Source organism: Streptomyces sp. NPDC030245, assembly GCF_055572995.1.
Map to the genome: position 1 here is coordinate 86,125 of NZ_JBVICF010000003.1, position 26,036 is coordinate 112,160.

A 26,036-nucleotide genomic window follows, 5' to 3' on the forward strand; every position below is an offset into this window, starting at 1 on the left:
TTTTCCGGCGCTTCCGATCGCACTCATGTGCCACCCGCCGACGCGAGTCGCATCGGCGTTTGATAGACAACACTTCATGCCTCTCATTCCCGAGGAGCCTCAGATTCACGAGAGTGCCCAGGGTCCCCGCGCCACGCAGGCCAGCGGCCGCACCGCGCCGACCCCCCGCCCCGTACCCGGCCCGCGTCCCGCGGCTCCGCCGCGTCCCGGCCGTCCGGGTCCTGTCCGGCCGATGCCGCCCGCGCAGCGCGCGCCGCGCGACACGGCCGCCAAGCCCGGGGCGCCCGCCCCGGCTGCCCCCGACGCCTCGGCCTCGGTTCCGCAGGTCCAGCTGATCCCGGCCTCGGCCGAGGGCGCGCTGGACGCGGCCGAGGAAGCCGTCGACCTCCTGCTCGACTCCGGGCGTGCCCCCGGCGACGTCCTGGTGATCAGCACCGGTGACCCGCACCCGTGGGCCGCGCACGAGCTGTCCTTCGGCGAAGCCGCCTACTGGGCTCAGCACGACGCGGGTGACGACGTCTTCTACGCCGACGCCGCCGCGCTGCACCGTGCCGCGCCCCGGCCCGTGGTCGTCGTCGCCGTCAACGGCGGCAGCGAAGAGACCGCGGTCGCGGCGCTGCCGACGGCGCTCACGCGCGCGAAGACCCTGCTGATCGTCTGCGGCGACCCGCAGCGGATCAACGCGATGCTGGGCGCGGGCGTCTGACACCGACGACCGCGCGGTGGCCGCCGCCTGTTCGGTGGCCGTTCGCGCGGTGACGCGGCGAGATCACGGCTGAGCTGCACCGGCTGAGCTGAACACGGCAGAGCCGAAGCACGGCTGCGCAGGAGCACGGCAGCCGAAAGCACAGTGCGGTGGCCGACGTATGCCGTCGGCTTCCGTGCCGTGCATTCGGTTCCGTGTGCGCTGTCGCAGTCTGCGCAGATGCGTCGGCCAGGGGCGGGCAGGAGCCCGTCGTCAGCGTGCCGCCGCGCGCCGCAGTACCTCGGAGGCGGCGCCTCCGGTACGCGCCGCGGGCAGCTCGGCCTCGCCGAGCTCCTCGGGCTGCGACCCGGCGCTCGGCCGGCGGCCGCCGCGCCCCTCGCCCAGCACCTGCCAGCCGTCACGCGTCAGCGTGATGTACGCGCCGCAGCGCAGCCCGTGCAGGGTGCAGGCGTCCCGCAGCCCCCACATCCAGGCCCCGTCCTCCTGGGTCCAACGGGCGTCGCCGTCACGGCAGTAGAGCAGCACGGCGGTCCGCACCGGGGTGCGGCGCCGCAGATCGTGCGGGATGACCCGGCGCAACTGCGTGAGCAGCGCGTTCCGGAAGACCCAGCCGTCCGTCACGGTCGCGCGCCGGCTGAACGAGGCGCTGGCCCGCAGGCGTTCGTCCGGATCGAGCACGGCCACGACGGCCGTCGCCGGGGTCGGCCGATGACGTGCGTGCAGACCGCTGACGACCTCCCGTGGGTTGCGCAGCAGCGGGATGCCCGCGGCCGACCACTCCGAGGGTTCGAGCATCCGGGCCAGGCGGTGGTCGGAATCGGCGTACAACTCGGCCGAGGCCGGGGGCTCCGGCACCGGTACGGCAGGGGACGAAGCGAATCCGAAGGTCACGGTCCTCCCTTCGGCTACGCGCCCGTGGCGGGCGGGGTCGGACTGGGGGAGCGCAGCGCGGCACAGCCCTACCGGACCACGGGAAGCCGCACGGGGGAGCGACTTCGATTCTTCCCGTCGCAGTCGTCGGCGGCAACGAGCAATCGGGACCGCGTTCCGGTATCGGATGATGCGCTGCTTATATCCTGCCCAGTTCATGGTCTTCCGACGCTTGCGCCCTCCTCGCACGGCAAGGACCAGCGGTAACGCACACCCGCGGCCTGCGGCGGCATGCCCGTCGCGCGGAGCCTGCCGTGGCGGATTGGGCGATTGTCAGTGGCATCGGGTTGCATGGAGTCATGGACAACCTGGAGCTCCGCACCGAAGCCGACGCCATCCTCGCCGAGCTCGTCGGCGACCCCGGGGGTTCGGCGCGGCTGCGCGAGGACCAGTGGCAGGCGGTGGCGGCGCTGGTGCGGGAGCGGCGGCGCGCCCTGGTGGTGCAGCGCACCGGCTGGGGCAAGTCGGCGGTGTACTTCGTGGCCACCGCCCTGCTGCGGCGGCGCGGCGCGGGCCCGACGGTGATCATCTCGCCGCTGCTCGCGCTGATGCGCAACCAGGTCGAGTCGGCGGCCCGCGCCGGCATCCAGGCCCGCACCATCAACTCGGCGAACCCGGAGGAGTGGGACACGATCTACGGGGAGGTGGAGCGCGGCGAGACCGACGTCCTCCTCGTCAGCCCGGAGCGGCTGAACTCGGTGGACTTCCGCGACCAGGTCCTGCCCAAGCTCGCCTCCACCACCGGACTCCTGGTGGTGGACGAGGCGCACTGCATCTCCGACTGGGGGCACGACTTCCGGCCGGACTACCGCAGGCTGCGGTCGATGCTGACCGAGCTCCCGGTCGGCGTGCCGGTCCTCGCCACCACCGCGACGGCGAACGCCCGCGTCACCGCGGACGTCGCCGAGCAGCTGGGCACCGGCGCCGGTGAGGCCCTGGTGCTGCGCGGCCCGCTGGACAGGGAGAGCCTGCGCCTCGGCGTGGTGCAACTCCCGGACGCGGCACACCGGCTGGCCTGGCTCGCCGAGCACCTGGACGAGCTGCCGGGCTCCGGCATCATCTACGCACTGACGGTCGCCGCGGCCGAGGAGGCCACCGCCTTCCTGCGCCAGCGCGGCTTCAAGGTGGCCTCGTACACGGGCCGCACGGAGAACGCCGACCGGCTCCAGGCCGAGACCGACCTCCAGGAGAACCGGGTCAAGGCGCTCGTCGCCACCTCGGCGCTCGGCATGGGCTTCGACAAGCCGGACCTCGGATTCGTCGTCCACCTCGGGTCGCCGTCCTCCCCGATCGCGTACTACCAGCAGGTCGGCCGTGCGGGCCGCGGCGTCGAGCACGCCGACGTGCTGCTGCTGCCCGGCAAGGAGGACGAGGCCATCTGGCGCTACTTCGCCGATACGGCGTTCCCGCCCGAGGCACAGGTCCGCCAGACCCTCACGGCCCTCGCCGACGCAGGCCGGCCGCTGTCCGTGCCCGCTCTGGAGGCCTTGGTCGAGCTGCGTCGCACCCGGCTGGAGACCATGCTGAAGGTGCTCGACGTGGACGGCGCGGTCAAGCGCGTCAAGGGCGGCTGGATCTCCACCGGCGAGCCCTGGGTCTACGACGCCGAGCGGTACGCATGGGTCGCCAGGCAGCGTCAGTCCGAGCAGCAGGCCATGCGGGAGTACGTGAGCACGGGCCAGTGCCGCATGGAGTTCCTCCGCCGCCAGCTGGACGATGAGGGGGCGGTGCCGTGCGGACGCTGCGACAACTGCGCGGGCCCCTGGACCGATTCATCCGTGTCGGCGGAGGCGCTCACGGGCGCGACGAAGGAGCTGGACCGCCCCGGCGTCGAGATCGAGCCACGCAGAATGTGGCCGACGGGCATGCCCGCGCTCGGCGTCGACCTCAAGGGCCGCATCCCGGCGAAGGAGCAGTGCTCCACCGGGCGCGCCCTCGGCCGGCTCTCGGACATCGGCTGGGGCAACCGCCTGCGCCCGCTCCTCGCGGAGGGCGCGCCGGACGGCCCGGTCCCCGACGACGTCCTGCGCGCCGCGGTGGCGGTCCTCGCCGACTGGGCGCGCTCGCCCGGGGGATGGGCGTCGGACGCCGCCGATGCCGCCGCCCGGCCGGTGGGTGTCGTGGCCGTGCCGTCCCTGACCCGACCGCAGCTCGGCGGCTCCCTCGCACAGGGCATCGCGTCCGTCGGCCGACTGCCCTTCCTGGGCACGCTGACGTACACGAGCCCGGACGGCGCGCACGCGGCGCGCCGCAGCAATTCCGCCCAGCGGCTCCGGGCGCTGTCCGGTGCCTTCAGCGTCGAGGGCGAGCTGGCCGCCGCCCTGGCGGACGCACCGGGACCGGTGCTGTTGGTGGACGACTACACCGACTCCGGCTGGACGCTCGCGGTCGCCGCCCGCCTGCTGCGCCGCGCGGGCGCCGAGCAGGTGCTGCCCCTGGTCCTCGCCGCGGCGGGCTGAGTCCCCGGGACGGGAGCGGCCCGGGGACTCAGCACTTCACTTCACTTCGGTGGAGCGATTCGGCGCTCCAGCGCTCCCGCGCTCCGGGGCGCGGGGCTCCGGGGCTCAGGGGCGGCTGGTCAAGTAGCCGCCCATGGAGGTGAAGTACTCCGTCGCGGGCAGCTCGCGGCCGTCCTCGGTGCGGACGCGCGTGATGGCCAGGCCGTGGTTGCGGCCGTGCCGGGCGTCGGCTCCGGCGACGATGACCACGCCTTCGCCCTCGCGGTAGAAGATGCGTCCGGGCGTACCGCCGTAACGGCCCTCGGAGACCACCGCGGAGACGATCTCCAGTCGCTTGCCCTTGTGGAAGGCGAAGGCGCTCGGGTACGGCGCGGACTGGGCGCGGATCAGGCGCTCCAGGTCCTCGGCCGGCCAGGTCCAGTCGATGCGGATGTCCTCGGCGGACCGCTTGTGGAAGAAGCTCGCCTGTGAGCGGTCCTGCTTGGTGAACTCCGTCTGGCCGCTCGCTATGAGGTCGAGGGCGCCGATGGTGACCGGGGCGATCAGGTCGACCGTCTTGTGGAAGAGGTCGGTCGCGGTGTCCTTCGGGCCGACCGGGACGGACTCCTGGCGGACGATGTCACCGGCGTCGAGTTCGTCGTCCATCATGTGCGCGGTCACGCCGACTTCGGACTCGCCGTTGATCATCGCCCAGATGATCGGGGAGAAGCCCGCGTACTTCGGCAGCAGCGAGTCGTGGACGTTCAGCGTGCCGTGGCGGGGGAGGCCGAAGATGCGCGGGGGAATCCAGGTGCGCCAGTTGTTGGCGACGATGATGTCCGCGTCCGCCTCCTTGAGGCGCTCGAACAGCTCCTCGTCGTCGGGGCGGTTGCGGATCAGGACCGGTACGCCGTGCTCCTCGGCGAGGTCGGCGACGGAGTCGCTCCAGATCTTCTCGTACGCGTGCTCGCTCTTGGGGTGCGTCACGACCAGTGCCACGTCGTGTTCGGAGTCCAGGAGGGCTTGCAGGGTGCGGTGCCCCCAGGTCTGGTAACCGAACATGACGACCCGCATGGGGTTCCTCCTCAGAGCAGGGAACGACTGACGATAAGTAAAGCAAGGCTTACCTTAGTATGCAACGAGTCTACTTTGCGCCTCAGTTGACGGGGCCGGATACCCGCATCAAAGGGCTGGTTGCCCGTTTTGCCCGGTCGACAGTCGCGTGTGATTAGCTTAGGCTCACCTAAGTTCGAGTGGGTCGCTCTGTCGACGTGCCCACCATCTGTACCGTCCCCACGCCTGACAGGCGGCTTCCCCGCACGATGGGAGTGACATGTCACAGGTTCTTCCTGGCGACGCACCACTGGTCCACGACCTCATTGGCATCGGCTTCGGCCCGTCCAATGTGGCGATGGCGATCGCGCTCAGCGAGCACAACGCAAGCGTCGGCAGGGAGGAGACGGTCACCGCTCACTTCTTCGAGCAGCAGCCGAGCTTCGGCTGGCACCGCGGCATGCTGATCGACGACGCGACCATGCAGGTGTCCTTCCTCAAGGACCTGGTGACACAGCGGAACCCCACCAGCGAGTTCAGCTTCCTCTGCTATCTGAAGAGCAAGGGGAGGCTGACCGACTTCATCAACCACAAGAACCTCTTCCCGCTGCGGGTTGAGTTCCACGACTACCTGGAGTGGTCCGCGGCCAAGGTCGACGACATGGTCTCCTACGGCCACGAGGTCGTCGGCGTCACGCCGCATGTCCGTGACGGAGTCGTGGAGTACCTGGACGTGACGGTCCGTTCGGCGGAGGGGCTCGCGGTCCACCGCGCCCGCAACCTCGTCATAGGCACCGGCCTGCGCCCCCTCATGCCGGAGGGCGTGGAGCGCGGCGACCGCGTCTGGCACAACTCCGAACTGCTCACCAAGGTCGAGCAGTTGGAGGGCACATCGCCCTCCCGCTTCGTCGTCGTGGGCGCCGGCCAGAGCGCCGCCGAGAACGTCGCCTACCTGCACCGCCGCTTCCCCGAGGCCGAGGTCTGCGCCGTCTTCTCCCGCTACGGTTACAGCCCCGCCGACGACAGCAGCTTCGCCAACCGGATCTTCGACCCGGACGCCGTCGACGAGTACTTCGAGGCGCCCGAGGACGTCAAGCGACGGCTGATGGACTACCACGGCAACACCAACTACTCCGTGGTGGACATCGACCTGATCGACGACCTGTACCGGCAGATGTACCAGGAGAAGGTCCTCGGCACCCAGCGGCTGCGCTTCCTCAACGTCTCCCGCCTCACCGGCGTCAAGGAGACGGCCGACGGTGTCCAGGCCGCGGTGAAGTCGCTCGTCACGGGCGAGGAGAACCTCGTCGACGCCGACGTCGTCGTATTCGCCACCGGCTACAGCCCCGCCGACCCCGTCGGCCTCCTCGGCGAGGTCGCCGACCGCTGCCTCCGCGACGAGCAGGGCCGCGTCCGCGTCGAGCGCGACTACCGCATCACCACCGACCCCGACCTGCGCTGCGGCATCTACCTCCAGGGCGGCACGGAGCACACGCACGGCATCACCTCGTCGCTGCTCTCCAACATCGCGATCCGCGTCGGCGAGATCCTGGACTCGGTCCGCGCCCGGGGCACCGAGGCGGCCGGGTCTGCGTCCGCCGAGGCCCGCCCGGTCGCCGGCGAAACCGGCAGCGCCGCCCGCTAGCGCCGCCCGCACACCGGGAGCGCCCCACCCGGCCGTGCGGCGCGGGCCGATCAAAGGGATAACGTACGTCGACATGAGCACGACTGCACTGGAGCGCCCCGTGCCGAAGGGCGCAACGGAGGCCCGACGGCGTCGGGTTCTCGGCCTTGGCCTGCTCGCCGTGGTCCTGGTGGTCGCGGCGGCGGTGTCGCTGGCCGTGGGCGCGCGCGCACTGAGCCCCGCCGAGGTGTGGCACGGGCTGTTCGCGGCGCCGGAATCCGACCAGCGGCTCACCGAGATCCGGCTCATCGTGCAGACCGTGCGGGTGCCGCGGACGGTGCTCGCGCTGGTCGCGGGCGTCGCCCTCGGTGTCGGCGGGGCGCTGATCCAGGGGTACACGCGCAACCCGATCGCGGACACCGGCCTGCTGGGGGTGAACGCGGGCGCGTCGTTCGCCGTGGTGTCGGTGATCGCCGTGTTCGGGCTCTCCAACCCGTTCCAGTACGTATGGTTCGCCTTCCTCGGGGCGGCCGTGGCGGGTGTCGTCGTCTTCGGCCTCGCGAGCATCGGCCGCGGGGCCGGCAACCCCCTGACGCTCGCACTCGCCGGGCAGGGCATCACGGTGTTCCTCGCGGCGATGACGACGGCGGTCGCGCTCTCGGACCAGAAGTCCCTGAACGCGCTGCGGTTCTGGAACGCGGGCTCCGTGGCGGGTGTCGGCTTCGACGTCATCTGGCCGGTGGCCGCGTTCATCGCGGTCGGCCTCGTCCTCGCCATGACGACGCTGCCCGCCCTCAACCTGCTCAACCTGGGCGAGGACGTGGCGCGCGGACTCGGCGTGAACATCGCGTTCAGCCGGACCGTCGGCATCCTCGCCATCACGCTGCTCGCGGGCGCGGCGACGGCGGCCTGCGGCCCCATCGCTTTCCTCGGCCTCATGGTGGCCCACGTGGCCCGGTACTGGACCGGCCCCGACTACCGCTGGCTCGTGCCGTACGCGGGTCTGCTCGGCGCCGTCGTCCTGCTGGTCTGCGACATCGTGGGGCGACTGGTGGTGCGGCCCGGCGAGTTGGAGGCGGGCGTCGTCGTGGCGCTGCTCGGGGCGCCGTTCTTCGCGGTCCTGGTGTGGCGAGGGAAGTTCAAGAACGCATGAGCGGGACGCGAGGGCACATGAACGCGACAGAGGCCGACGCGACGGAAGCGAACGCGACAGAAGTGGACGCGACGGAAGTGAAGCCCTCCGTGACGCCGGGCGTGCGGCTCGGGCGGATGTCGTTCGTCTGGCGGCCCTGGCTCGTCCTCGTCACGCTGCTCCTCGCGGCGGCGACCTTCCTGCTGTTCTGCCTCTCCATCAGCGTCGGGGACTTCTCCATCGGCCTGTCGCGCGTGATGGCCACGCTCGTCGGCAACGGCGAGCAGGTCGACGAGTTCGTCATCATGGATCTGCGGATGCCGCGGGCGCTGGCCGGACTCGTCGTGGGGATCGCGCTCGGCGTCTCCGGCGCGATCACCCAGTCGGTCGCGCGCAACCCCTTGGCGAGCCCGGACATCCTGGGGATCACCGGGGGCGCCAGCGCGGTCGCGGTGTTCTCGGTGACGGTGTCGGGCGGCACCGCAGCGGCGGTCGTCGACTCCGTGGGCCTGTCCGCGGCGGCGCTCGCCGGCGGTCTCGGCACCGGACTGCTCGTGTACTTCCTGGCGTGGCGCCGCGGCGTCGACGGCTTCCGGCTGATCCTCATCGGCATCTCGGTGAGCGCCGTGATGGAGGCGATCACGACCTGGCTGCTCGTCTCGGCCGAGATGAGGGATGTGGCCCGCGCCCAGGCGTGGCTGGTCGGTTCGCTGGACAACCGGTCGTGGGACGAGGTGTGGATCGCGCTCTGGTGCTCGCTCGCCCTCCTGGCCGTGGTGGCCTGCGCCGCCTTCCAGTTCAAGCCGATGCACCTCGGCGACGACGTCGCCGCGGGACTCGGCGTCCGTTACACGCGCGTACGCGCCGTCCTGCTGCTGTGCGCGGTGCTGCTGGCCGCGGTGGCGGTGAGCGCGGCGGGCCCGGTGCCGTTCGTCGCACTGGTGGCGCCACAGGTGGCGATGCGTCTGACGCGGCGTCCGACGCCGCCGATGGTGGCGTCCGGCCTGGCCGGAGCGGTGCTGCTGATCGGCGCCGACCTGGCGACGCGTGCGGTGCTGCCGGACAGCCTGCCCGTCGGCGTGGTCACCGCCGCGATCGGCGGCCCCTTCCTCGTCTACCTGTTGGTGCGGGCGAACCTCAAGAACCTCAAGTAACCACGTCAAGTAACCACCTCAAGCGGCCACTTCAAGCAGCCACTTCAAGTAACCACGGGGCACTCGATGGTGGGTACGGATCGAAGAGCTGGTACAAAGGTGAGGCAAACCTAATATTAGGGGGGCTTGTGGTCGCTCAGTACATCACCGAGATCGAGCCGAAGGTCGGGGACATCGAGTCGCAGGCCGCGGACACCGACAGCACCGCACGGCTGGCCGCCAAGGGCGTCTCGGTCGGCTACGGCGGCCGGTCCGTCATCGACGGCCTCGACGTGACCATCCCGCCCGGGGTGATCACCACGATCATCGGCCCCAACGGCTGCGGCAAATCGACCCTGTTGCGCACCCTGACGCGGCTGCTCAAGCCGGTCAAGGGCTCCGTCGTGCTCGACGGCAAGGACATCGACAAGCTCAGGACCCGGGACGTGGCGAAGAAGCTCGGCCTGCTGCCGCAGACGCCCGTCGCGCCGGAGGGCCTGACCGTGGCCGACCTGGTCGCGCGGGGGCGCCACCCGCACCAGAGCTGGCTGCGCCAGTGGTCGTCGGACGACGCGGGCGTCGTGGAGCGCGCGCTGGCCATGACCGGGGTCTCCGACCTCGCCGACCGGCCGGTCGACTCGCTCTCCGGCGGACAGCGGCAGCGCGTCTGGATCTCGATGACCCTGGCCCAGGGCACCGACCTGCTGCTCCTCGACGAGCCGACCACCTATCTGGACCTGGCGCACGCCATCGACGTGCTGGACCTGGTGGACGACCTGCACGAGTCGGGGCGCACCGTGGTCATGGTCCTGCACGACCTGAACCTCGCCACGCGGTACAGCGACAACCTCGTGGTGATGAAGGACGGTTCGATCCTTGCGCAGGGGCACCCGCGTGACGTGATCACCGCGGAACTGCTGCACGAGGCGTTCGGGCTGCGTGCCAGGGTCGTCGACGATCCGGTGGGGGACCGGCCGCTCATCGTGCCGATCGGTCGTACGCACGTACAGCTCGACTGACGTCAGTTCGAGGTGTGCGGGGCGCAACTCGGCGTACCCGCCGTCCAATACATGGGTAAGGCTAGGCTAACCTCATCTCCGCAGGTTAAGGTTTGGCTGCCCTTAGACATGGGGCGCAGCGGTCAGCGCGAAAGCAAGGGAATCCGGATGCTCCTCAACCGAACGAAGCTCACGACGCCACGGCGGCGGCTGGCGGCCGTACTGACCGCCGCGACCCTCGGCGTCGGCCTCCTCTCGGGATGCGGTTCCGACTCGGAAGACAAGGCGGGCGAGGAGACCCCGGCGGCCGCCGGCGGCGGCACGTTCCCGGTCACCGTGGACCACGCGTTCGGGTCGACGAAGATCACCAAGGCTCCCAAGCGCGTCGTGACCGTCGGCTACACCGACGACCAGACCGTCCTGGCGCTCGGCACCAAGCCGGTCGGCATGGTCGACCAGTACCCGAACCCGGAGGGCAAGTCCCCCGACATCAACACCCAGTGGCCCTGGGTGAAGGACAAGTGGGGCGACACCAAGCCCGAGGTCGTCATGAAGAACGGCGACAGCGGCCCGAACTACGAGAAGATCGCCTCGCTGCGGCCGGACCTGATCATCGCGGTCTACTCCGAGATCGACAAGGCCGCCTACGACAAGCTCTCCAAGCTCGCCCCGACCGTGGGCCGCACCAAGGGTGAGAAGGAGCTCTTCAGCGCCCCGTGGCAGGACAACGTGGTGCACATCTCCAAGGCGCTGGGCAAGGAGGACGAGGGCAAGAAGATCGTCCAGGGCGTCGAGGACAAGCTGACCGAGGCCAAGAAGGCTCACCCGAAGTTCGCGAAGCAGACTTCCGTCGCGCTGTCCTGGTACAAGGACGCCATCAACCCGTTCACCTCCACCGACGTGCGCGGCCGGCTCCTGACGGGCATGGGCTTCAAGTACCAGACCAAGATCGACAAGATCGCGGGCGGCAAGTTCTCCACCGAGCTCTCCCCCGAGCGCACGGACCTCATCGACGTGGACCGCATCGTCGTCATCAACGACAAGGCGGACACGGTGGCGTTGAAGAAGTTCAAGCTGTTCAACAACCTGGACGCCGTGAAGAAGGGCAACGTGTCCTACCTGCTGGACAGCGAGGGCCCGGCGGTGGGCGCCGCGATGTCGCAGGGCACCGCGCTCTCCCTCCCGTACGCGATCGACGAGCTCGTCAAGTCGGTCGAATAGAGATGCCGTTCAACCCGTCCCGTCCCCGTCCCGACTTGGCCACCGCGTGAGCACCACCGAAACACCCACCACCGACAACGGCGTCGCCCCGGCGACACTGCGCACGGCGACCGGACGTGAGGCCACCAGGTGGGTCTCGGCGCACTGCCGCGAAGTGCCCTGGCTGACCACGGCCACCGTCGCCACGACGGTGGCCGGGGCGGCGCTCCAGATCCTCCCGGTACTCCTGCTCGGCCGGGTGGTCGACGGGGTGGTCGAGGGCGATCCGCGGTCCGTCCTGGTCACCGTCGGGGTCCTGATGGGGGTCGCCGCGCTGCTCGGCGCGGCGGCCACCGCGGCGTCGACCTATCTGATCGGCCGGCTCGGTGCCGACCTCCTCGCGCGGCTGCGCGAGGGCGCCGTCCGCGCCGTACTCGGAATGCCGAGCGCGCGGATCGAGCAGGTCGGCCGGGGTGACGTGCTCTCCCGGGTCGGTGACGACGTGGCCGTGCTGTCCAAGGGAATCCGGACGGCCATCCCCACGGTGTTCTCGGCGGGCGTGCTGGTCTTCATCGCCACGGTCGGCATGTTCGGCCTCGACTGGCGCCTCGGCCTCGCGGGCGCCGGCGCGCTGCCCGCGTACGCGCTGGCCCTGCGCTGGTACCTGCCCAGGTCCGCCCCGCTCTACCGCAAGCAGCGCGTGGCGCAGGCGGACCGCGCGCAGGCGCTGATCAGCGGCCTGAACGGGATCGACACGGTCCGGGCGTACCGCCTGGAGGACTCGGTCCGGGAGAAGGTCACGCAGGAGTCGTGGCGGGTGCGCAATCTCGGTATCGACGTGTTCCGGTTCTTCGGCCGGTTCGTGGGCCGGGAGAACCGCGCCGAGTTCATCGGGCTCGTCCTCATCCTGGTGGTCGGATACGCCCTGTTGGAGGCCGACGCCGCCAGCCTGGGCGAGGTGTCGGCGGCCCCGCTCATGTTCCACCGCCTCTTCACGCCGCTCGGCGCCATCATGTTCACCTTCGACGAGGCGCAGAAGTCGGGCGCGAGCCTGACCCGTCTCGTCGGTGTCCTCGGGGAGTCCGGGGACGAGCGTCTGGTGGGCGACACGGCGGTGCAGGCGGCGGACGCCGTGCCGCACCAGGTGACGGTGGAGGGGCTGACGTTCAGCTATCCCGGCGCCGACGAACCGGTGCTGCGGGACGTCGACCTGACGATTCCGGCGGGCGGTTCGCTGGCCCTGGTGGGCGCGACGGGCGCGGGCAAGTCGACCCTTGCCGCGCTGATCGCGGGCATCGGGACGCCGCAGGCCGGCTCGGTGCGCGTGGGGGAGCACGACCTCGGCGGCCTGGACGAGGCGGGGGCGCGGGCCTTGGTGAGCATCCTGACGCAGGAGACCCATGTGTTCTCCGGTCCGCTCGCCGACGACCTGCGGCTCGCCGCGCCGGAGGTGACCGATGCCGAACTGCTCGACGCCCTGCGCACGGTGGGCGCCGACGGGTGGGTGGAGCACCTTCCCGAGGGTCTGCACACCGTGGTCGGCGAGGGCGGCGAGCGGTTGGACGTCACCAAGATCGCCCAGATCGCCCTGGCCCGGCTCGTGTTGAGCCGCACGCCGGTGGTGGTGCTCGACGAGTCGACCGCGGAGGCGGGCAGCGAGGGCGCCGCCGAGCTGGAGCGCGCCGTGCTTGCCGCGTGCGCGGGCCGTACCACGCTGTTCGTGGCGCACCGGCTGACACAGGCGATGGCGGCCGACCGGATCGCCGTGCTGGACGCGGGGCGTGTGGTGGAGCTGGGCACGCACGACGAGTTGGTGGCGCTCGGCGGCCGGTACGCGCGCCTGTGGCGGGCCTGGCGAGAGGGTAGTTAGGCAAGCCTAATTTAGGTTAGCCTTACTGCGATTACCTGGAAGGGACGCTGAGTCTTCGATGATGGAACCGAGCGCCGGCCTCGTGCTGCTTTCCCCCGCCCGCCTGGCCGACGTACGTCGGCGCACCGGCGACTACTCCGACCGGACCGTCGCCGAGGCGTGTGCCATCGGCCTCGCGTACTGGGCCACCGGCCGGAGCCCCGAAGGCATCGAGCTCACCCCCGGCACCCTCTTCGCCGACGTCCTCGGCTGGGTCGACAACGGCGGCAGCGGGCCCGGCAGTTCGGACGCCGGCGCGGACGGCCGGTACATCGCCGTCCCCGACGGCGTCGACCCGGCCGACGCGCAGCTCGCGCTCGACGACCTCGCCGACTTCCCCGACCGGCCGCTCGGCACCATCGGCCCGTCCACCCCGGCGGCCAGGCTCAAGGCCCTCGCCCAGTGGAACGACACCCACGCCGACCGGGTCCGCCCGACCATCGTCGAGATGTTCCGCGAGCAGGCGCGGCTCAGGCCGGACGCCGTCGCCATCGTCGACGAGCACCGCTCCCTCACCTACCGTGAGGCGGCCGAGCGCTCCGCCCAGCTGGCCCACCACCTCGTCGCGCGCGGCCTCACCGCCGAACAGGTCGTCGGCATCTCACTCGCCCGCTCCGCCGACATGGTCGTCGGCCTGCTCGCCGTGCTCCAGGCGGGCTGCGCGTTCGTGCCGCTCGACCCGCAGTGGCCCGCCGCACGCCGGTCCGTCGTCATCGAGGACGCCCGCGTCGTCCTCCAGCTCAACGCCTCGGGCGAGCACGACCCGCAGGAGCCGGAGGCCGTCGCCGTCGACCTCGGCGACTGGCGGTTCGGCGCCCTCCCCACCGAGGGGACAGGGATCACCGTCCCGGGCAACGCCCTCGCGTACGTGATCTTCACCTCCGGCTCGACCGGGCGGCCCAAGGGCGCGATGATCCGCCATGAGGCGATCAGTGAGCGCCTGCTCTGGCAGGTCGACGAGATCCTCGGCTTCGGCCCCGACGACGCGTCGCTGTTCAAGGCGCCGCTCTCCTTCGACATCTCCATCAACGAGATCTTCCTGCCGCTGGTCTGCGGCGGCCGCGTGGTGGTCCTGCGGACCGGCGGCGAGCGCGACCCGCACCACCTGCTCGGCGTGATCGCCGAGCAGCGCGTCACCTTCACGTACCTGGTCTCGTCCATGCTGGATGTGCTCCTGGAGATGGCGGGCGACTCCGGCAGGCTTGACAGCCTGCGGCACGTCTGGTGCGGCGGCGAGGTGCTCACCCCCGAGCTGTACGAGCGGTTCCGCAACCGGCTCGACATCCCCATGTACCACGGCTACGGCCCGGCCGAGACGACGATCGGCGTCTCGCACGTCATCTACCGCGGCGAGGCCGAACGCCTGTCGACGTCGATCGGCAAGGCCAACCCCAACACCCAGCTGTACGTCCTCGACGACGAACTGCGCCCCGTCCCGGTCGGCGTCGGCGGCGAGCTGTACGTCGGCGGCTTCCTCCTGGGACGCGGCTACGTCAACGCGCCCGGCCTGACCGCCTCCCGGTTCGTCGCCAACCCCTTCGCCTCGGACGGGTCCCGGCTCTACCGGACCGGTGACCTCGCGCGGTTCGCGCCCGACGGATCCCTCGACTTCCTCGGCCGCGCCGACAACCAGATCAAGATCCGCGGCATGCGCCTGGAGATCGAGGACGTCGAGGTCGGCCTCGCCGAACACCCCGGCGTCCGCCACACCTGCGTCGTCGCCAAGAAGAACACGGCGGGCGGCACCTACCTCGTGGGCTACGTCATCCCCGCCGCGGGCCACGAGGGGCTGCGCGCCGACGAGGTCAAGGCGTGGGCCACCGACCACATGGTCGAGTACATGGTGCCCACGCACATCGTCGTCCTCGACGCGTTCCCGCTCACGGCGAACGGCAAGCTCGACCGGAACGCGCTGCCGGAACCCACCACCCCGAAGGGCACCGTCACCCCGCCCGCCACCGAGAACGAACGCGTGGTCTGCGCGGCGGTCGCGGCAGTGCTTCAGCTCGACGAGGTCGGCGTCGACCAGGACTTCTTCCAGCTCGGCGGCGACAGCATCCTGACGATCTCGCTGCTCAGCGCGTTGCGCGAAGCCGGTCTCTACGTCACGGCGCGGCAGATCTTCACCAACAGCGTCGTGGGCGCGCTCGCCGCGGTGGCGAGCCGCGAGGACGTGTCCACGGTGGACCACGGCGACGTCGCCACCGGCGCCGTCGTGGGATCGCCCATCGTGCAGTGGCTCGGCGAGACCACGGACGCCATCGACGGCTTCGTGCAGTCGGTCGTCCTGAACACCCCCGCGGAGCTGACCGCCGAAGCGCTCGACCGGATGCTCGGCGCCGTCCTCGCACGGCACGACATGCTGCGCGCCAAGCTGGTCCGCGGCGACCGCTGGAGCTTCGACATACCGGCCGCGGCCCCGGCCGCCCCGGCGTGGCAGGAGAGCGACCTGCCGCTCGACGACTGCGTCGCGCTCGCCACCGACGGGCTCGACCCCGACAACGGCGTGATGCTGCGCGCCGTCTGGCGCCGCGAGGCGCGCCAGCTGGTCATGGTCGCCCACCACGTGGTGGTCGACGGCGTGTCCTGGCGGGTCCTGATGGAGGACCTTGCCACGGCGTGGCGCCAGGTCACCTCGGGCGCGAGCGTCGAACTGCCCCCGGTGGGCACGTCGTTCCGCCGCTGGACGCAGCTCCTGGAGCGCGCGGGCTTCGACGCCGACCTCGCGTACTTCCAGCGCCCCCTGCCCGGCCCGGACCGGCCCGTGGGCCGGCGCGCCCTGACCGCCGCCGACACCGTCGCCCGCGAGCGGCTCCAGACCTTCACGGTCGGCCCCGAGATCACCGCCGCGCTCCTCGGCGAGCTCCCCGCGAAGTTCCACGCGGGCGTCAACGACGTCCTCCTCACCGCGCTCGCCGTCGCCCTCGCCCGGTTCCGCCGCGACCTCGGACAGGACCAGACGTTCGCGCACATCGAGCTGGAGGGCCACGGCCGCGAGGCCGGCTTCGTGGCGGACTCCGCCGGCTTCGAGCCGGACCTGTCCCGCACCGTCGGCTGGTTCACCACCCTGTTCCCGGTGACCGTGGACCCCGGCACCGCCCCCGACCTCACCGCCCCCGCGTACCTCGCCGCCGCCCTCAAGGCGGTCAAGGAGGACCTTGCGCGGGTGCCGGGCAACGGCATCTCGTACGGAGCCCTGCGCTACCTCACCGGCACCGAATTCGACATCCCCGCGCCGCAGGTGCTCTTCAACTACCTGGGCCGCTTCGACGCGGGCGCCGCCGGGGACTGGCAACTGGCGGGCACCACGGGCCAGTTGGGCGAGAAGCGCGACCCGGACATGTGTCTGCCGCGCGCCCTGGAGTTCAACGCGATCGCCGAACCGGCGGCCACCGGCGGCGAGTACGAGCTGGTCACCACCGTCTCCTGGCCCGACGGCATGTTCACCGACGAGGACATCGCGACGCTCGGCGGCTACTTCCGCGTGGCCCTCGCCGGGCTCGCCGCACTCGACGAGGGCGGCCACACGCCCAGCGACTTCCCGCTGGTCCCGCTCACCCAGGCCGACGTCGACGCCCTGGACGGCCCCGCGCTGCGGGACGTACTGCCGCTGACGCCGTTGCAGGAAGGCCTCTACTTCCACTCGGTCTTCGACGACGACTCGGCGGGCGCGTACGTCGAGCAGCAGCTCCTCACGCTGGACGCGCCGGACGGCGAGGTCGACGCCGACCGGCTCGCGGCCGCGGCGACCCGGCTGCTCGCGCTGTACCCGAACCTGGCCGCGCGGTTCACCGCCCTCGCCGACGGCCGCGTCGTCTCCGTCCTGGAGAACGGCGTCCAGGCGCCCTTCACCACCGTGGACCGCCCCGGCATCACCGACGAGGAGATACGCGACCTCGCCGAGCGGGACCGCCGCGCCGGGTTCGACCTGGCCACCGGGCCGCTGATGCGGTACACGCTCGTCCGCGCCGGCGACGGCCGCAATGTCCTGGTGCAGACCGTGCACCACATCATCGCCGACGGCTGGTCGGTCCCGCCGATGCTCCGCGCGCTCCTCGCCGAGTACCACGCGCCGGGCACCGTGTACCCGATCGGCGGCTTCTCCGACTACGTGCACTGGCTCGCCGGGCGCGACGACGACGAGAGCGACCGGGTGTGGCGCGAGGAGCTCGCCGGGCTGCCCGGGCCCTCGCTGGTCGCCGAGGGCCACACCCCCTCCGACCGGTTCGCCGACACCGCCGTCGAGGCGGAGGACGACATCGACGCGGCCGTGCGGACGGCCGGGGTGCCCCTGAGCGTGGCCGTGCACAGCGCCTGGGCGGTGACGCTCGGCGGCATCCTGCACGGCGACGACGTCGTCTTCGGCTCCACCGTGTCCGGCCGGGACGCCGACGTGCCCGGCATCGGCGACATGGTGGGCTTGTTCATCAACACCGTTCCCGTGCGCGCCCGTTGGAGCGGTACGACCACGGCCCGCGAACTCCTCGCGTCGGTGCGGGAGCACCAGAGCGCCGTCCTGCCCCACCAGCACGTGTCGCTCGCGCGCATCGGCCGCCAGGCGGGCGTCGGCTCGCTCTTCGACACCCTCGTCGTCTTCGACGTCGCCACCGACCTGGCCGACCTGCGCAGCGCCGACGCCGAACTCGTCATCGCCGACGTCGTCAACGAAGGTGCCCCGCACTACCCGTTGACGCTCGTCGTCGAGCGCACGCCCGACGGCCGCCCGCGCTTCAACCTGATCTACGACGGCGAACTCCTCGGCGAGACCACCGCCCGCGAGATCCTGCGCACGTTCACCACGGCCCTCACCGGCCTGCTCACCCGGCCCGACGCCCCGGTCGCCGACCTGGCACCCGCGGCCGCCCGCCGCCCCGCAGCCGTCGAACGCACCACCCTGGGCGGCCTGTTCGACGCCGCCGCCCGGCGCGATCCGGCGGCCACCGCCGTCACCCAGTGCGCACTCGACGGCACCACCCGGTCCCTGACGTACGGCGAACTCGCCGCCGCCAAGGAAGAGTTGGCCTCGGCGCTGCGCGCGGCAGGCGTCGGCCCCGGCAAGCGCGTCGCCGTCGCCGTGCCGCGCTCCGTGGAGCAGGTCGTCGCCCTGGTCGCGATCGTCGCCGCGGGCGGCGCCTACGTACCGCTGGACCTCGCGTACCCGGACGAGCGCCTGGAGTACATCCTCGCCGACGCCGCCCCGCAGGTCGTGCTCGTCGACCGCGAGCAGCGGGACCGCTTCACCGCGCTCCTCGACCGCACGGGCATACCGGCCCGCGTCCTCGTCCAAGGAGAAGAGCCGCAGGCGGAGACCACCGCGCCCGCGCCCGGCGCGGGCTGGCACGATCCCGCGTACGTCATCTACACCTCGGGCTCGACCGGCCGCCCCAAGGGCGTCGTCGTCCCGCACTCCAGCGTGGTGACGCTGCTCGCCAACACCCGGCCCGACATGGACTTCGGACCGCACGACGTGTGGGTCCAGTTCCACTCCTTCTCCTTCGACTTCGCGGTCTGGGAGCTGTGGGGCGCGCTGGCGCACGGCGGTGAGCTGCTGGTGCCCGAGTACGGCCTGACCCGCTCCCCGGTCGACTTCCTTCGCCTTGTCCGCGAGCGCGGCGTCACCGTGCTCAACCAGACGCCGTCGGCGTTCTACCAGTTCATCGAGGCCGACCGGCACGCCGGCGAGCCGCTGCCCGCGCTGCGCCGGATCATCTTCGGCGGCGAGGCGCTCGACCTCGGGCGACTGCGCGGCTGGGTCGAGCGGCACGGCACCGCGGCGCCCGAGCTGGTCAACATGTACGGCATCACCGAGACCACCGTCCACGTCACCCACCGCGTCCTGACCGACGCCGACTTCGCCCGCGGCGAGGACGTCAGCCCCATCGGCGGGCCGATCCCGGGCCTGGTCACCTACCTCCTCGACGACCGGCTGCGGCCGGTGCCGCCGGGCCGGACCGGCGCCATCTACGTCGCCGGTGACCAGGTGTCGCTCGGCTACCTGGGCAGGCCGGGCCTGACCGCGGGCCGGTTCGTGGCCAACCCGTTCGCGGACGACGGCTCCCGCATGTACCACACGGGCGACCTCGCCCGCCGGACGCTCGACGGCGAGCTGGAGTTCGCCGGACGCGCCGACGACCAGGTGCAGCTCAAGGGGTTCCGCATCGAGCTCGGCGAGGTCGAGGCCGCGGTCCGCGAGCTCGATGGCGTCGTCGACGTGGCCGTCACCGTCGCGGACAGCGGCGACCACCTGATCGCGCACGTCGTGGGCAGCGCGCCCGAGGACCTCACGGAACTGCTCGGCGCCAAGCTGCCCGTGCACATGGTGCCGGGCCGGGTCCTGCCGGTCGACGCCCTGCCGCTGACGGTCAACGGCAAGCTGGACCGCAAGGCGCTGGCCGCGCGTGCGGCCGCCGCCCCGGAGACCGCCGCCACCGGACACGGCGCGACCACGGGCGAAGACGCCTCGGTACTCGGCCAGTTGGTGGACATCTTCTCGGAGACGCTGCCCGGTGGCACCACCGCGGACGCCGACACCGACTTCTTCGCCGCCGGCGGCGACAGCATCGTCGCCATCACCGTGATCAACCGGGCCAGGGCGCTCGGCCTCCGCATCGCGCCGCGCGACGTGTTCCTGTTCAGGACGCCCCGCGCGCTCGCCGAACACCTGGAAGCGAGCGCACCGCAGGCCGCGGCGCCCGCCGCCCCCGCCCGCCGCGAGGACGGCCCCCTCGCACCGACGCCGATCGTCCTGCGCCAGCGCGAACTGGGCGGCTCGCTCGACCGGTTCGCCCAGGCCCGGACGCTGGTGGCGCCCGAGGGCACCGGGTTCGCCGACGCGGAGCGCGCCGCGAACGCCGTCGTGGCCGCCCACCCGGCGCTCCGGCTGCGGCTGCGCGTGACGCACGGCGTGTGGACGCTGCGCACCGAACCCGCGCGCGAGATCACCGTCGTACACAGCGACGCGACCGACGCGACCGCCGCCGCGAACGAGGCCGCCGGACGGCTCGACCCCGAGTCCGGGGACGTCGTCGCGTTCTCCTGGCTGGCGGCGAGCCGCACCCTGGTCGTCGTCGTGCACCACCTCGCCGTCGACGCGGTGTCCTGGCTGATCCTCCTCGACGACCTCGCCACCGCCCTGCGCGGCGCGGAGCTCGCGCCGCCGACCACGTCCTACGCCGAGTACGCCGAGGCGCTCACGCTCGGGTCCGACGAGGCGGTCGACGACCTCGGGCACTGGATCACCACGCTCCAGGCGCCCGGCCTGCTGCCGTCGGCGGAGACGCCCACGGCCGCGGGCCTGCGCGAGACCACCGTCGTCCTCACGCCAGGGACCAGCGACCGCGTGACCCGCACCGCGCCCGCCGCGCTCGGCGTCGGCCTCACCGAGCTGCTGTGCGGCGCGCTGCGCACCGCGCTGACCCAGGTGCAGGAGACACCCACCGACCTCGCGGTCGAGCTGGAGCGGCACGGCCGCGTCCCGGTCCTCGAACAGCACGACTACAGCCGTACCGTCGGCTGGTTCACCTCCATCGCGCCCGTACGCCTCACCGCGCACACCGACCCCGTCGCCGCCGCGCGCGAGGTCGCCGAGCGCCAGCCCGACGAGCGCGGGCACGTCGCGTACGGCCGGCTGAGGTATCTCAACCCGCAGACCGCGCCGCTGCTGACCGGCCGCCCGCAGGTCCTGTTCAACTACCTCGGCCGGGGCAGCGAGTCCCAGGCGGTGCACATCACCGGCGGCGACCAGGGCAGCCCGTACGCCGTCGAGGTCAACGCCTGGGTCGACGACGCCACCGGCAGCCTGCACGCGGCCTTCACCCTCGCCGACGGCGTCCCCGACGCGATCACCGAGCACTGGCGACGCGCCCTGGAGCAGATCGCGGACGCCTCCGCGACCGCCGAGCGCACCGCGCCGGTCACCCCCCTCCAGCGGGGCCTGTTCTTCCAGGCGCAGCTGGCGGGCGAGGCCGGGCACTACGTCGCGCAGAGCTGGTTCACCTTCGACCGGCGTCTGGAAACGGACGCGCTGGCCGAGGCGATGGCGCACGTCATTGCACGGCACCCGGTCGTCGGCGCCGGCTTCACCACCGACGACGACGGCAACCCCGTCCAGGTCCTCAAGGCGGGCCGCCGCGTCGGCGTCCGCACGGTCGAGGTGACCGACGAGGCGGACATCGACGCCCTGCGCACCCGCGACCGCGACACCGGCTTCGACCCGGCCGAGCCGCCGCTGATCCGCCTCACGGTGGTCCGCCTGCCGGACGGCCGCGACGGCCTGCTGCTCAGCTACCACCTGCTGCTGTGGGACGGCTGGTCCCGCGAGATCGTGCTGCGGGACCTCTTCGACGCCTACGAGGCCGTCGTCGCGGGCGAGCCGCTCGACGACGCCCCGGCCACGCCGAGCTTCGAGGAGTACGCCAGGGCGCTCGACGCCAGGAACACCGAGAACGCGGGCGTGTCGGAACGCTTCTGGGCGGAGCACCTGGCCGGACTCCCCGGCCCGACCCTGCTCGCGGGACCGGCCCCCACCCTCTCGCAAGACCTGCCGCCCGCGCTCGTCCACACCCTCTCCGCCGAACAGTCGGAGCTGCTGCGGGACGCGGCCAAGGCGCACGGCGTGACGCTCAACTCGGTGCTGACCGGCGCGTTCGGCCTCCTGCTCGGCGCGCACACGGGCCGCGGTGACGCCGTGTTCGGCGTGACCGTCTCCGGCCGCGACGGCGAGGGCCTGTCCGACATCGTCGGCGTGCTGCTCAACACCGTTCCGCAGTGGACGAAGGCCAGGCCGGACCAGACCGTCGCCGAGTACCTGACGGCCGTCCAGGAGGCTCGCGTCGAGGCGATGGAGCACGAGCACCTCGGGTTGGGCGAGATCCAGCGCGCCAGCGGCCACGACACGCTCTTCGACAACCTGTTCGTACTCCAGAACTTCCTGGACTTGGACGCGTTCGCCGAGATGAACGCCCGGCACGGCATCACGTCCGTGCAGGCCGACGACTCCACCCACTACCCCTTCACCTGGGTCGTCACCCCCGGCGACCGGCTCACCGTCAAGCTGGAGCACCGCCACGGCGGCACCGACGACGCCCGCCGCCTCCTCGACGACTACATCCGCGTCCTGGAGGACCTGGCCCGCGCCACCGGCCCGGTCGGCGCGCTGCCCGGCCTCGGCCGGCACCCCGAGCCCGCCGAACGCACGGACATCGGCACGGACACCGTCGTCGACCGCTTCGACCGGGCGGCCGACCGTGACCCCGAGCGGGTCGCCCTGGTCGCCCACGGCGCGACGATGACCTTCGCCGAGCTCCGGGACCGCAGCCGCGCGGTGGCCGGGGTGCTCGCCCGGCGGGGCCTCGGCCCCGAGACGACCGTCGGCCTCGCGATCCCCCGCTCCCTCGACTCGATCGTGGCGCTGTTCGCGGTGCTGCGCGTCGGCGCCGCCTACGTACCCCTCGAACTGGACCACCCCGACGAGCGGATCGCGGCGATCGTCGCGGACGCCCGCCCGGACGTGATCCTCACCGTGAGCGCGGTGTCGCCCCGGCTGACCGGCGGCCTCGTCGGGTCCGGCGACCTGATCGAGCTGGACCGTCCGCTGCCCGAGGCCGCGCCGTTCGTGACGTTCGCGCCGGACGACCCGGACCGGCTGCGCCACCCGGCGTACACGATCTACACCTCCGGTTCGACCGGTAAGCCCAAGGGCGTGGTGACCGAGTACGCCGGACTCACCAACATGCTGATCAACCACCAGCGCCGGATCTTCGAGCCGGTCCTCGCCGAGCACGGACACCGGACCTTCCGGATCGCGCACACCGTGTCGTTCGCCTTCGACATGTCGTGGGAGGAGCTGCTGTGGCTCGCCGACGGCCATGAGGTGCACATCTGCGACGAGGAACTGCGCCGCGACGCGCCCGGCCTCGTCGAGTACTGCCTGGAGCACGCGATCGACGTCATCAACGTGACGCCGACCTACGCCCAGCAGCTGGTGTCCGAAGGCCTGCTCGCCGACCCGGAGCGGCGCCCGGCGCTGGTCCTCCTCGGCGGCGAGGCCGTCACCCCGACGCTGTGGCAGCGGCTCGCCGAGACCGAGGGGACCGTCGGCTACAACCTCTACGGCCCCACCGAGTACACGATCAACACCCTCGGCGTCGGCACCTTCGAGTGCCAGGACCCGGTGGTGGGCGTCGCCATCGACAACACCGACGTGTACGTCCTCGACCCCTGGCTGCGGCCGCTGCCGGACGGCGTCCCCGGCGAGCTGTACGTGTCGGGCATCGGCATCGCCCGCGGCTACCTCGGCCAGGCCGCGCAGACCGCGCACCGCTTCGTCGCCTGCCCGTTCGGCGCGCCGGGCGAGCGCATGTACCGCACCGGGGACCTGGTGACCCGCCGCCCCGACGGGAACCTCACCTACCTGGGCCGCACCGACCAGCAGGTCAAGATCCGCGGCCACCGGGTCGAACTGGGCGAGGTCGAGGCCGCGTTCGCCGCCCACCCGGCGGTGCGGTTCGCCGCCGCGGTCGCCCAGCCCGACCCGCAGGTCGACGGGGCGTACCGCCTCGCCGCCTACCTCGTCCTCGACGGCGCCGACCTGGCCGCCGTCGCCGCCGAGGTCGGCACCGGACTGCCCGACTTCCTGCGCCCCACGCACTACGCCCAGGTGGACGGCATCCCGCTCACCGTGAACGGGAAGGCCGACACCAAGGCGCTGCCGGAGGCCAAGCCCCTCGGCGCGCTGACCACGGCGGGGGAGCGCGGCCCCGAGACCGAGACGGAGACGGTGGTCTGCGAGTTCTTCGCCGAAGCCCTGGACCTCGACGACGACGAGGTGAGCGCGGTGAGCGATTTCGTGTCCCTCGGCGGACACTCCATGCTGGCGGTACGGCTCATCGGCCTGCTCCGCCGCGAGTACGGTCCCGTGATCACGATCCGAGACCTGTTCACCCTGCGAACCCCGGAAGCGATTGCCCGCCACCTCGATGAAGACTGAAACCCCGACACCCACGAACAGCCCCGCCGCGAAGCGGCCGCACCCGGGATCCGAGATCCTCCGGACCGCCCTGCGCCGCAACATCGGCGCCATGGTCTGGGGCACCGTCCTCATGGGCCTCTACCAAGCGGGTGAGACGGCCTTCCCCATCGCGCTCGGCATGATCGTCGAGCACACGATGCGGGACGACCGCACGCTCGGCGCGCTCGCCCTCTCCATCGGCGCGCTGGCCGTGATCATCACGACGGTCTCGCTGTCGTGGCGGTTCGGCATGCGCATCCTCCAGAAGGCCAACACGACGGAGGCGCACCGCTGGCGGGTGAAGGTCGCGGGCTGCGGCCTCCAGCCGGTGGCCAGGGACGTCGACCTCAAGTCCGGTGAAGTCCTCACCATCGCCACCGAGGACGCCGACCAGACCGCCGACATCATCGAGGTGGTGCCGCTGCTCATCAGCTCGATGGTCGCGGTGCTCGTCGCGGCGGTCGCGCTGGGCATGGCCGACTACCGGCTCGGCCTGCTCGTGATCGTCGGAACCGTCGCGATCCTCTCCGTCCTCAGCGTGCTGTCCAAGCGGATCGGTTCCAGCACGCGCGAACAGCAGGCCCGGGTGGCGCGGGCCGGGGCGAAGGTCGCCGACCTGATCAGCGGCCTGCGCCCGCTGCACGGCTTCGGCGGCAACCACGCGGCGTTCCGCTCCTACCGGACGGTCAGCACGGAGGCGAAGCACCAGGCGATCACCGTCGCCAAGGTGAACGGCGTGTACGCGGGCACCGCGCAGGCCCTCAACGCGGTCCTCGCGGCCGCGGTGACCCTGACGGCGGGCTGGCTGGCCTTCGAGGGCCGGATCACCATCGGCGAACTGGTCATGGCCGTCGGCCTGGCGCAGTTCATCATGGAACCCCTCAAGATGTTCTCGGAGATGCCCAAGTACGTGATGATCGCGCGGGCGTCGGCGGAGCGCATGGCACTCGTCCTCTCGGCGCCCCCGGTCACCGCCCCCGGCCCCGAACGCCCGTCGGCAGGCGGCGACCTTGAGATCGACCACGTCCGCTACGGCTCCCTGCGCGACCTGAAGTTCACGGTGGCGGCCGGCGAGTTCGTGGCGATCGCCGGCTACCAGCCGCGCGCGGTGGCCGACCTGGCGTCGATCCTCGCGGTGAACGTGCCGCCGGACGCGTACGAGGGAGTGGTGCGGGTCAGCGGCCAGGAGCTCGCCGCGCTCTCCGTCGAGGCGGTCCGCGAGCACATGCTGGTCAACCCGTACGACGCGGAGATCTTCGCCGGCACCCTGCGCACGAACATCGACCCGTCGGGCACGAGTGTCTCGGTGCCCGAGGCGGTCGAGGCGTCCATGCTCACGGATGTCGTCGCCCTGCACCGCGAGGGCCTCGACTACGCGGTCCGCGACCGCGGCGCGAACCTCTCCGGCGGCCAGCGCCAACGCCTCTCGTTGGCCCGCGCCCTGGCCGCGGACACGGACATCCTCGTCCTGCACAACCCGACGACGGCCGTCGACGCGGTCACGGAACAACTCATCGCCCGCAACATCGCAAAGCTCCGCAAGGGCCGCACCACCCTGGTCATCACCAGCAGCCCGGCCCTCCTGGACGCCGCCGACCGAGTCCTGATCCTGACGGACGGCACGATCACAGCCGAAGACACCCACAGAAACCTACTCGCGACGAACGAGTCGTATTGCGCGGCGGTGGCGCGCTAGGGGGGGCCGTCTTCTGGCCCTGCGGGGGGGGGTGACGGCAGGGGGGGTGTGCTTTTAGGGGCGCGGGGAACTGCGCGAACAACCCCCACCGGCCCGCAGGCGGGCAACGGCGGTGGGGCGCGCTTTCAGGGGCGCGGGGAACTGCGCGAACAACCCCCACGGGCCCGCAGGCGGGCAACGGCGGTGGGGCGCGCTTTCAGGGGCGCGGG

At 72.0% G+C, this 26,036-nt stretch carries 12 protein-coding genes; 10 read left to right on the forward strand and 2 right to left on the reverse strand.

Annotated features, from left to right (window positions below; translation table 11 throughout):
* The first annotated feature begins 76 nt into the window (after positions 1 to 76).
* Positions 77 to 706, forward strand: coding sequence for a hypothetical protein (locus ACZ4Z4_RS09035; protein WP_468324370.1), 630 nt, complete (start codon positions 77 to 79; stop codon positions 704 to 706).
* A 252-nt stretch (positions 707 to 958) separates the two neighbouring features.
* Here the strand turns inward: ACZ4Z4_RS09035 and ACZ4Z4_RS09040 are convergent, their stop codons facing one another.
* Complete coding sequence (locus tag ACZ4Z4_RS09040) at positions 959 to 1,597, reverse strand: hypothetical protein (protein ID WP_468324373.1); 639 nt, start codon at positions 1,595 to 1,597, stop codon at positions 959 to 961.
* Positions 1,598 to 1,935: 338 nt separating this feature from the next.
* Here ACZ4Z4_RS09040 and ACZ4Z4_RS09045 point away from each other — a divergent pair, with 338 nt between their 5' ends.
* Positions 1,936 to 4,095 carry a RecQ family ATP-dependent DNA helicase gene (locus ACZ4Z4_RS09045; RefSeq protein WP_468324375.1) on the forward strand — a complete coding sequence of 720 codons (2,160 nt, stop codon included), beginning with the start codon at positions 1,936 to 1,938 and terminating at the stop codon, positions 4,093 to 4,095.
* Between the two features lie 105 nt (positions 4,096 to 4,200).
* Here the strand turns inward: ACZ4Z4_RS09045 and ACZ4Z4_RS09050 are convergent, their stop codons facing one another.
* On the reverse strand, positions 4,201 to 5,148 hold the full coding sequence (locus ACZ4Z4_RS09050; protein WP_362992659.1) for a methionyl-tRNA formyltransferase: 948 nt from the start codon (positions 5,146 to 5,148) through the stop codon (positions 4,201 to 4,203).
* 259 nt (positions 5,149 to 5,407) lie between these two features.
* On the opposite strand from ACZ4Z4_RS09050, the gene ACZ4Z4_RS09055 reads away from it, so the two are divergent.
* The 8 genes from ACZ4Z4_RS09055 (at position 5,408) to ACZ4Z4_RS09090 (ending at position 25,827) form a co-directional block, all read left to right on the forward strand.
* Positions 5,408 to 6,772: a lysine N(6)-hydroxylase/L-ornithine N(5)-oxygenase family protein gene (locus ACZ4Z4_RS09055; protein ID WP_468324378.1), complete on the forward strand. Its 1,365-nt coding sequence runs from the start codon at positions 5,408 to 5,410 to the stop codon at positions 6,770 to 6,772.
* A 73-nt stretch (positions 6,773 to 6,845) separates the two neighbouring features.
* Positions 6,846 to 7,904, forward strand: a complete 1,059-nt coding sequence (locus tag ACZ4Z4_RS09060) for a FecCD family ABC transporter permease (RefSeq protein WP_468324380.1) — start codon at positions 6,846 to 6,848, stop codon at positions 7,902 to 7,904.
* Positions 7,905 to 7,966: 62 nt separating this feature from the next.
* The gene (locus tag ACZ4Z4_RS09065; RefSeq protein WP_468325728.1) at positions 7,967 to 9,037 is read left to right on the forward strand and encodes a FecCD family ABC transporter permease; all 1,071 of its coding nucleotides are present in this window, start codon (positions 7,967 to 7,969) and stop codon (positions 9,035 to 9,037) included.
* A gap of 173 nt (positions 9,038 to 9,210) precedes the next feature.
* Positions 9,211 to 10,035 (forward strand): ABC transporter ATP-binding protein, encoded by an 825-nt coding sequence (locus ACZ4Z4_RS09070; protein ID WP_468325731.1) that lies wholly within the window; start codon positions 9,211 to 9,213, stop codon positions 10,033 to 10,035.
* 147 nt (positions 10,036 to 10,182) lie between these two features.
* The gene (locus ACZ4Z4_RS09075) at positions 10,183 to 11,235 is read left to right on the forward strand and encodes an iron-siderophore ABC transporter substrate-binding protein (RefSeq protein ID WP_468324383.1); all 1,053 of its coding nucleotides are present in this window, start codon (positions 10,183 to 10,185) and stop codon (positions 11,233 to 11,235) included.
* A 46-nt stretch (positions 11,236 to 11,281) separates the two neighbouring features.
* The gene (locus ACZ4Z4_RS09080; protein WP_468324386.1) at positions 11,282 to 13,084 is read left to right on the forward strand and encodes an ABC transporter ATP-binding protein; all 1,803 of its coding nucleotides are present in this window, start codon (positions 11,282 to 11,284) and stop codon (positions 13,082 to 13,084) included.
* Positions 13,085 to 13,142: 58 nt separating this feature from the next.
* Positions 13,143 to 24,110 (forward strand): amino acid adenylation domain-containing protein, encoded by a 10,968-nt coding sequence (locus ACZ4Z4_RS09085; RefSeq protein WP_468324389.1) that lies wholly within the window; start codon positions 13,143 to 13,145, stop codon positions 24,108 to 24,110.
* Positions 24,100 to 25,827, forward strand: coding sequence for an ABC transporter ATP-binding protein (locus ACZ4Z4_RS09090; protein WP_468324392.1), 1,728 nt, complete (start codon positions 24,100 to 24,102; stop codon positions 25,825 to 25,827). Before ACZ4Z4_RS09085 ends, ACZ4Z4_RS09090 begins: the two co-directional genes overlap by 11 nt.
* Positions 25,828 to 26,036 lie beyond the last annotated feature (209 nt).

What these genes read in the sequence shown, in the direction of transcription:
- ACZ4Z4_RS09035 (WP_468324370.1), top strand. Translation starts at nt 77, where the DNA reads ATGCCTCTCATTCCCGAGGAGCCTCAGATTCACGAGAGTGCCCAGGGT.
- ACZ4Z4_RS09045 (WP_468324375.1), top strand. Translation starts at nt 1,936, where the DNA reads ATGGACAACCTGGAGCTCCGCACCGAAGCCGACGCCATCCTCGCCGAG.
- ACZ4Z4_RS09050 (WP_362992659.1), bottom strand. Translation starts at nt 5,148, where the DNA reads ATGCGGGTCGTCATGTTCGGTTACCAGACCTGGGGGCACCGCACCCTG.
- ACZ4Z4_RS09055 (WP_468324378.1), top strand. Translation starts at nt 5,408, where the DNA reads ATGTCACAGGTTCTTCCTGGCGACGCACCACTGGTCCACGACCTCATT.
- ACZ4Z4_RS09060 (WP_468324380.1), top strand. Translation starts at nt 6,846, where the DNA reads ATGAGCACGACTGCACTGGAGCGCCCCGTGCCGAAGGGCGCAACGGAG.
- ACZ4Z4_RS09075 (WP_468324383.1), top strand. Translation starts at nt 10,183, where the DNA reads ATGCTCCTCAACCGAACGAAGCTCACGACGCCACGGCGGCGGCTGGCG.
- ACZ4Z4_RS09085 (WP_468324389.1), top strand. Translation starts at nt 13,143, where the DNA reads ATGATGGAACCGAGCGCCGGCCTCGTGCTGCTTTCCCCCGCCCGCCTG.
- ACZ4Z4_RS09090 (WP_468324392.1), top strand. Translation starts at nt 24,100, where the DNA reads ATGAAGACTGAAACCCCGACACCCACGAACAGCCCCGCCGCGAAGCGG.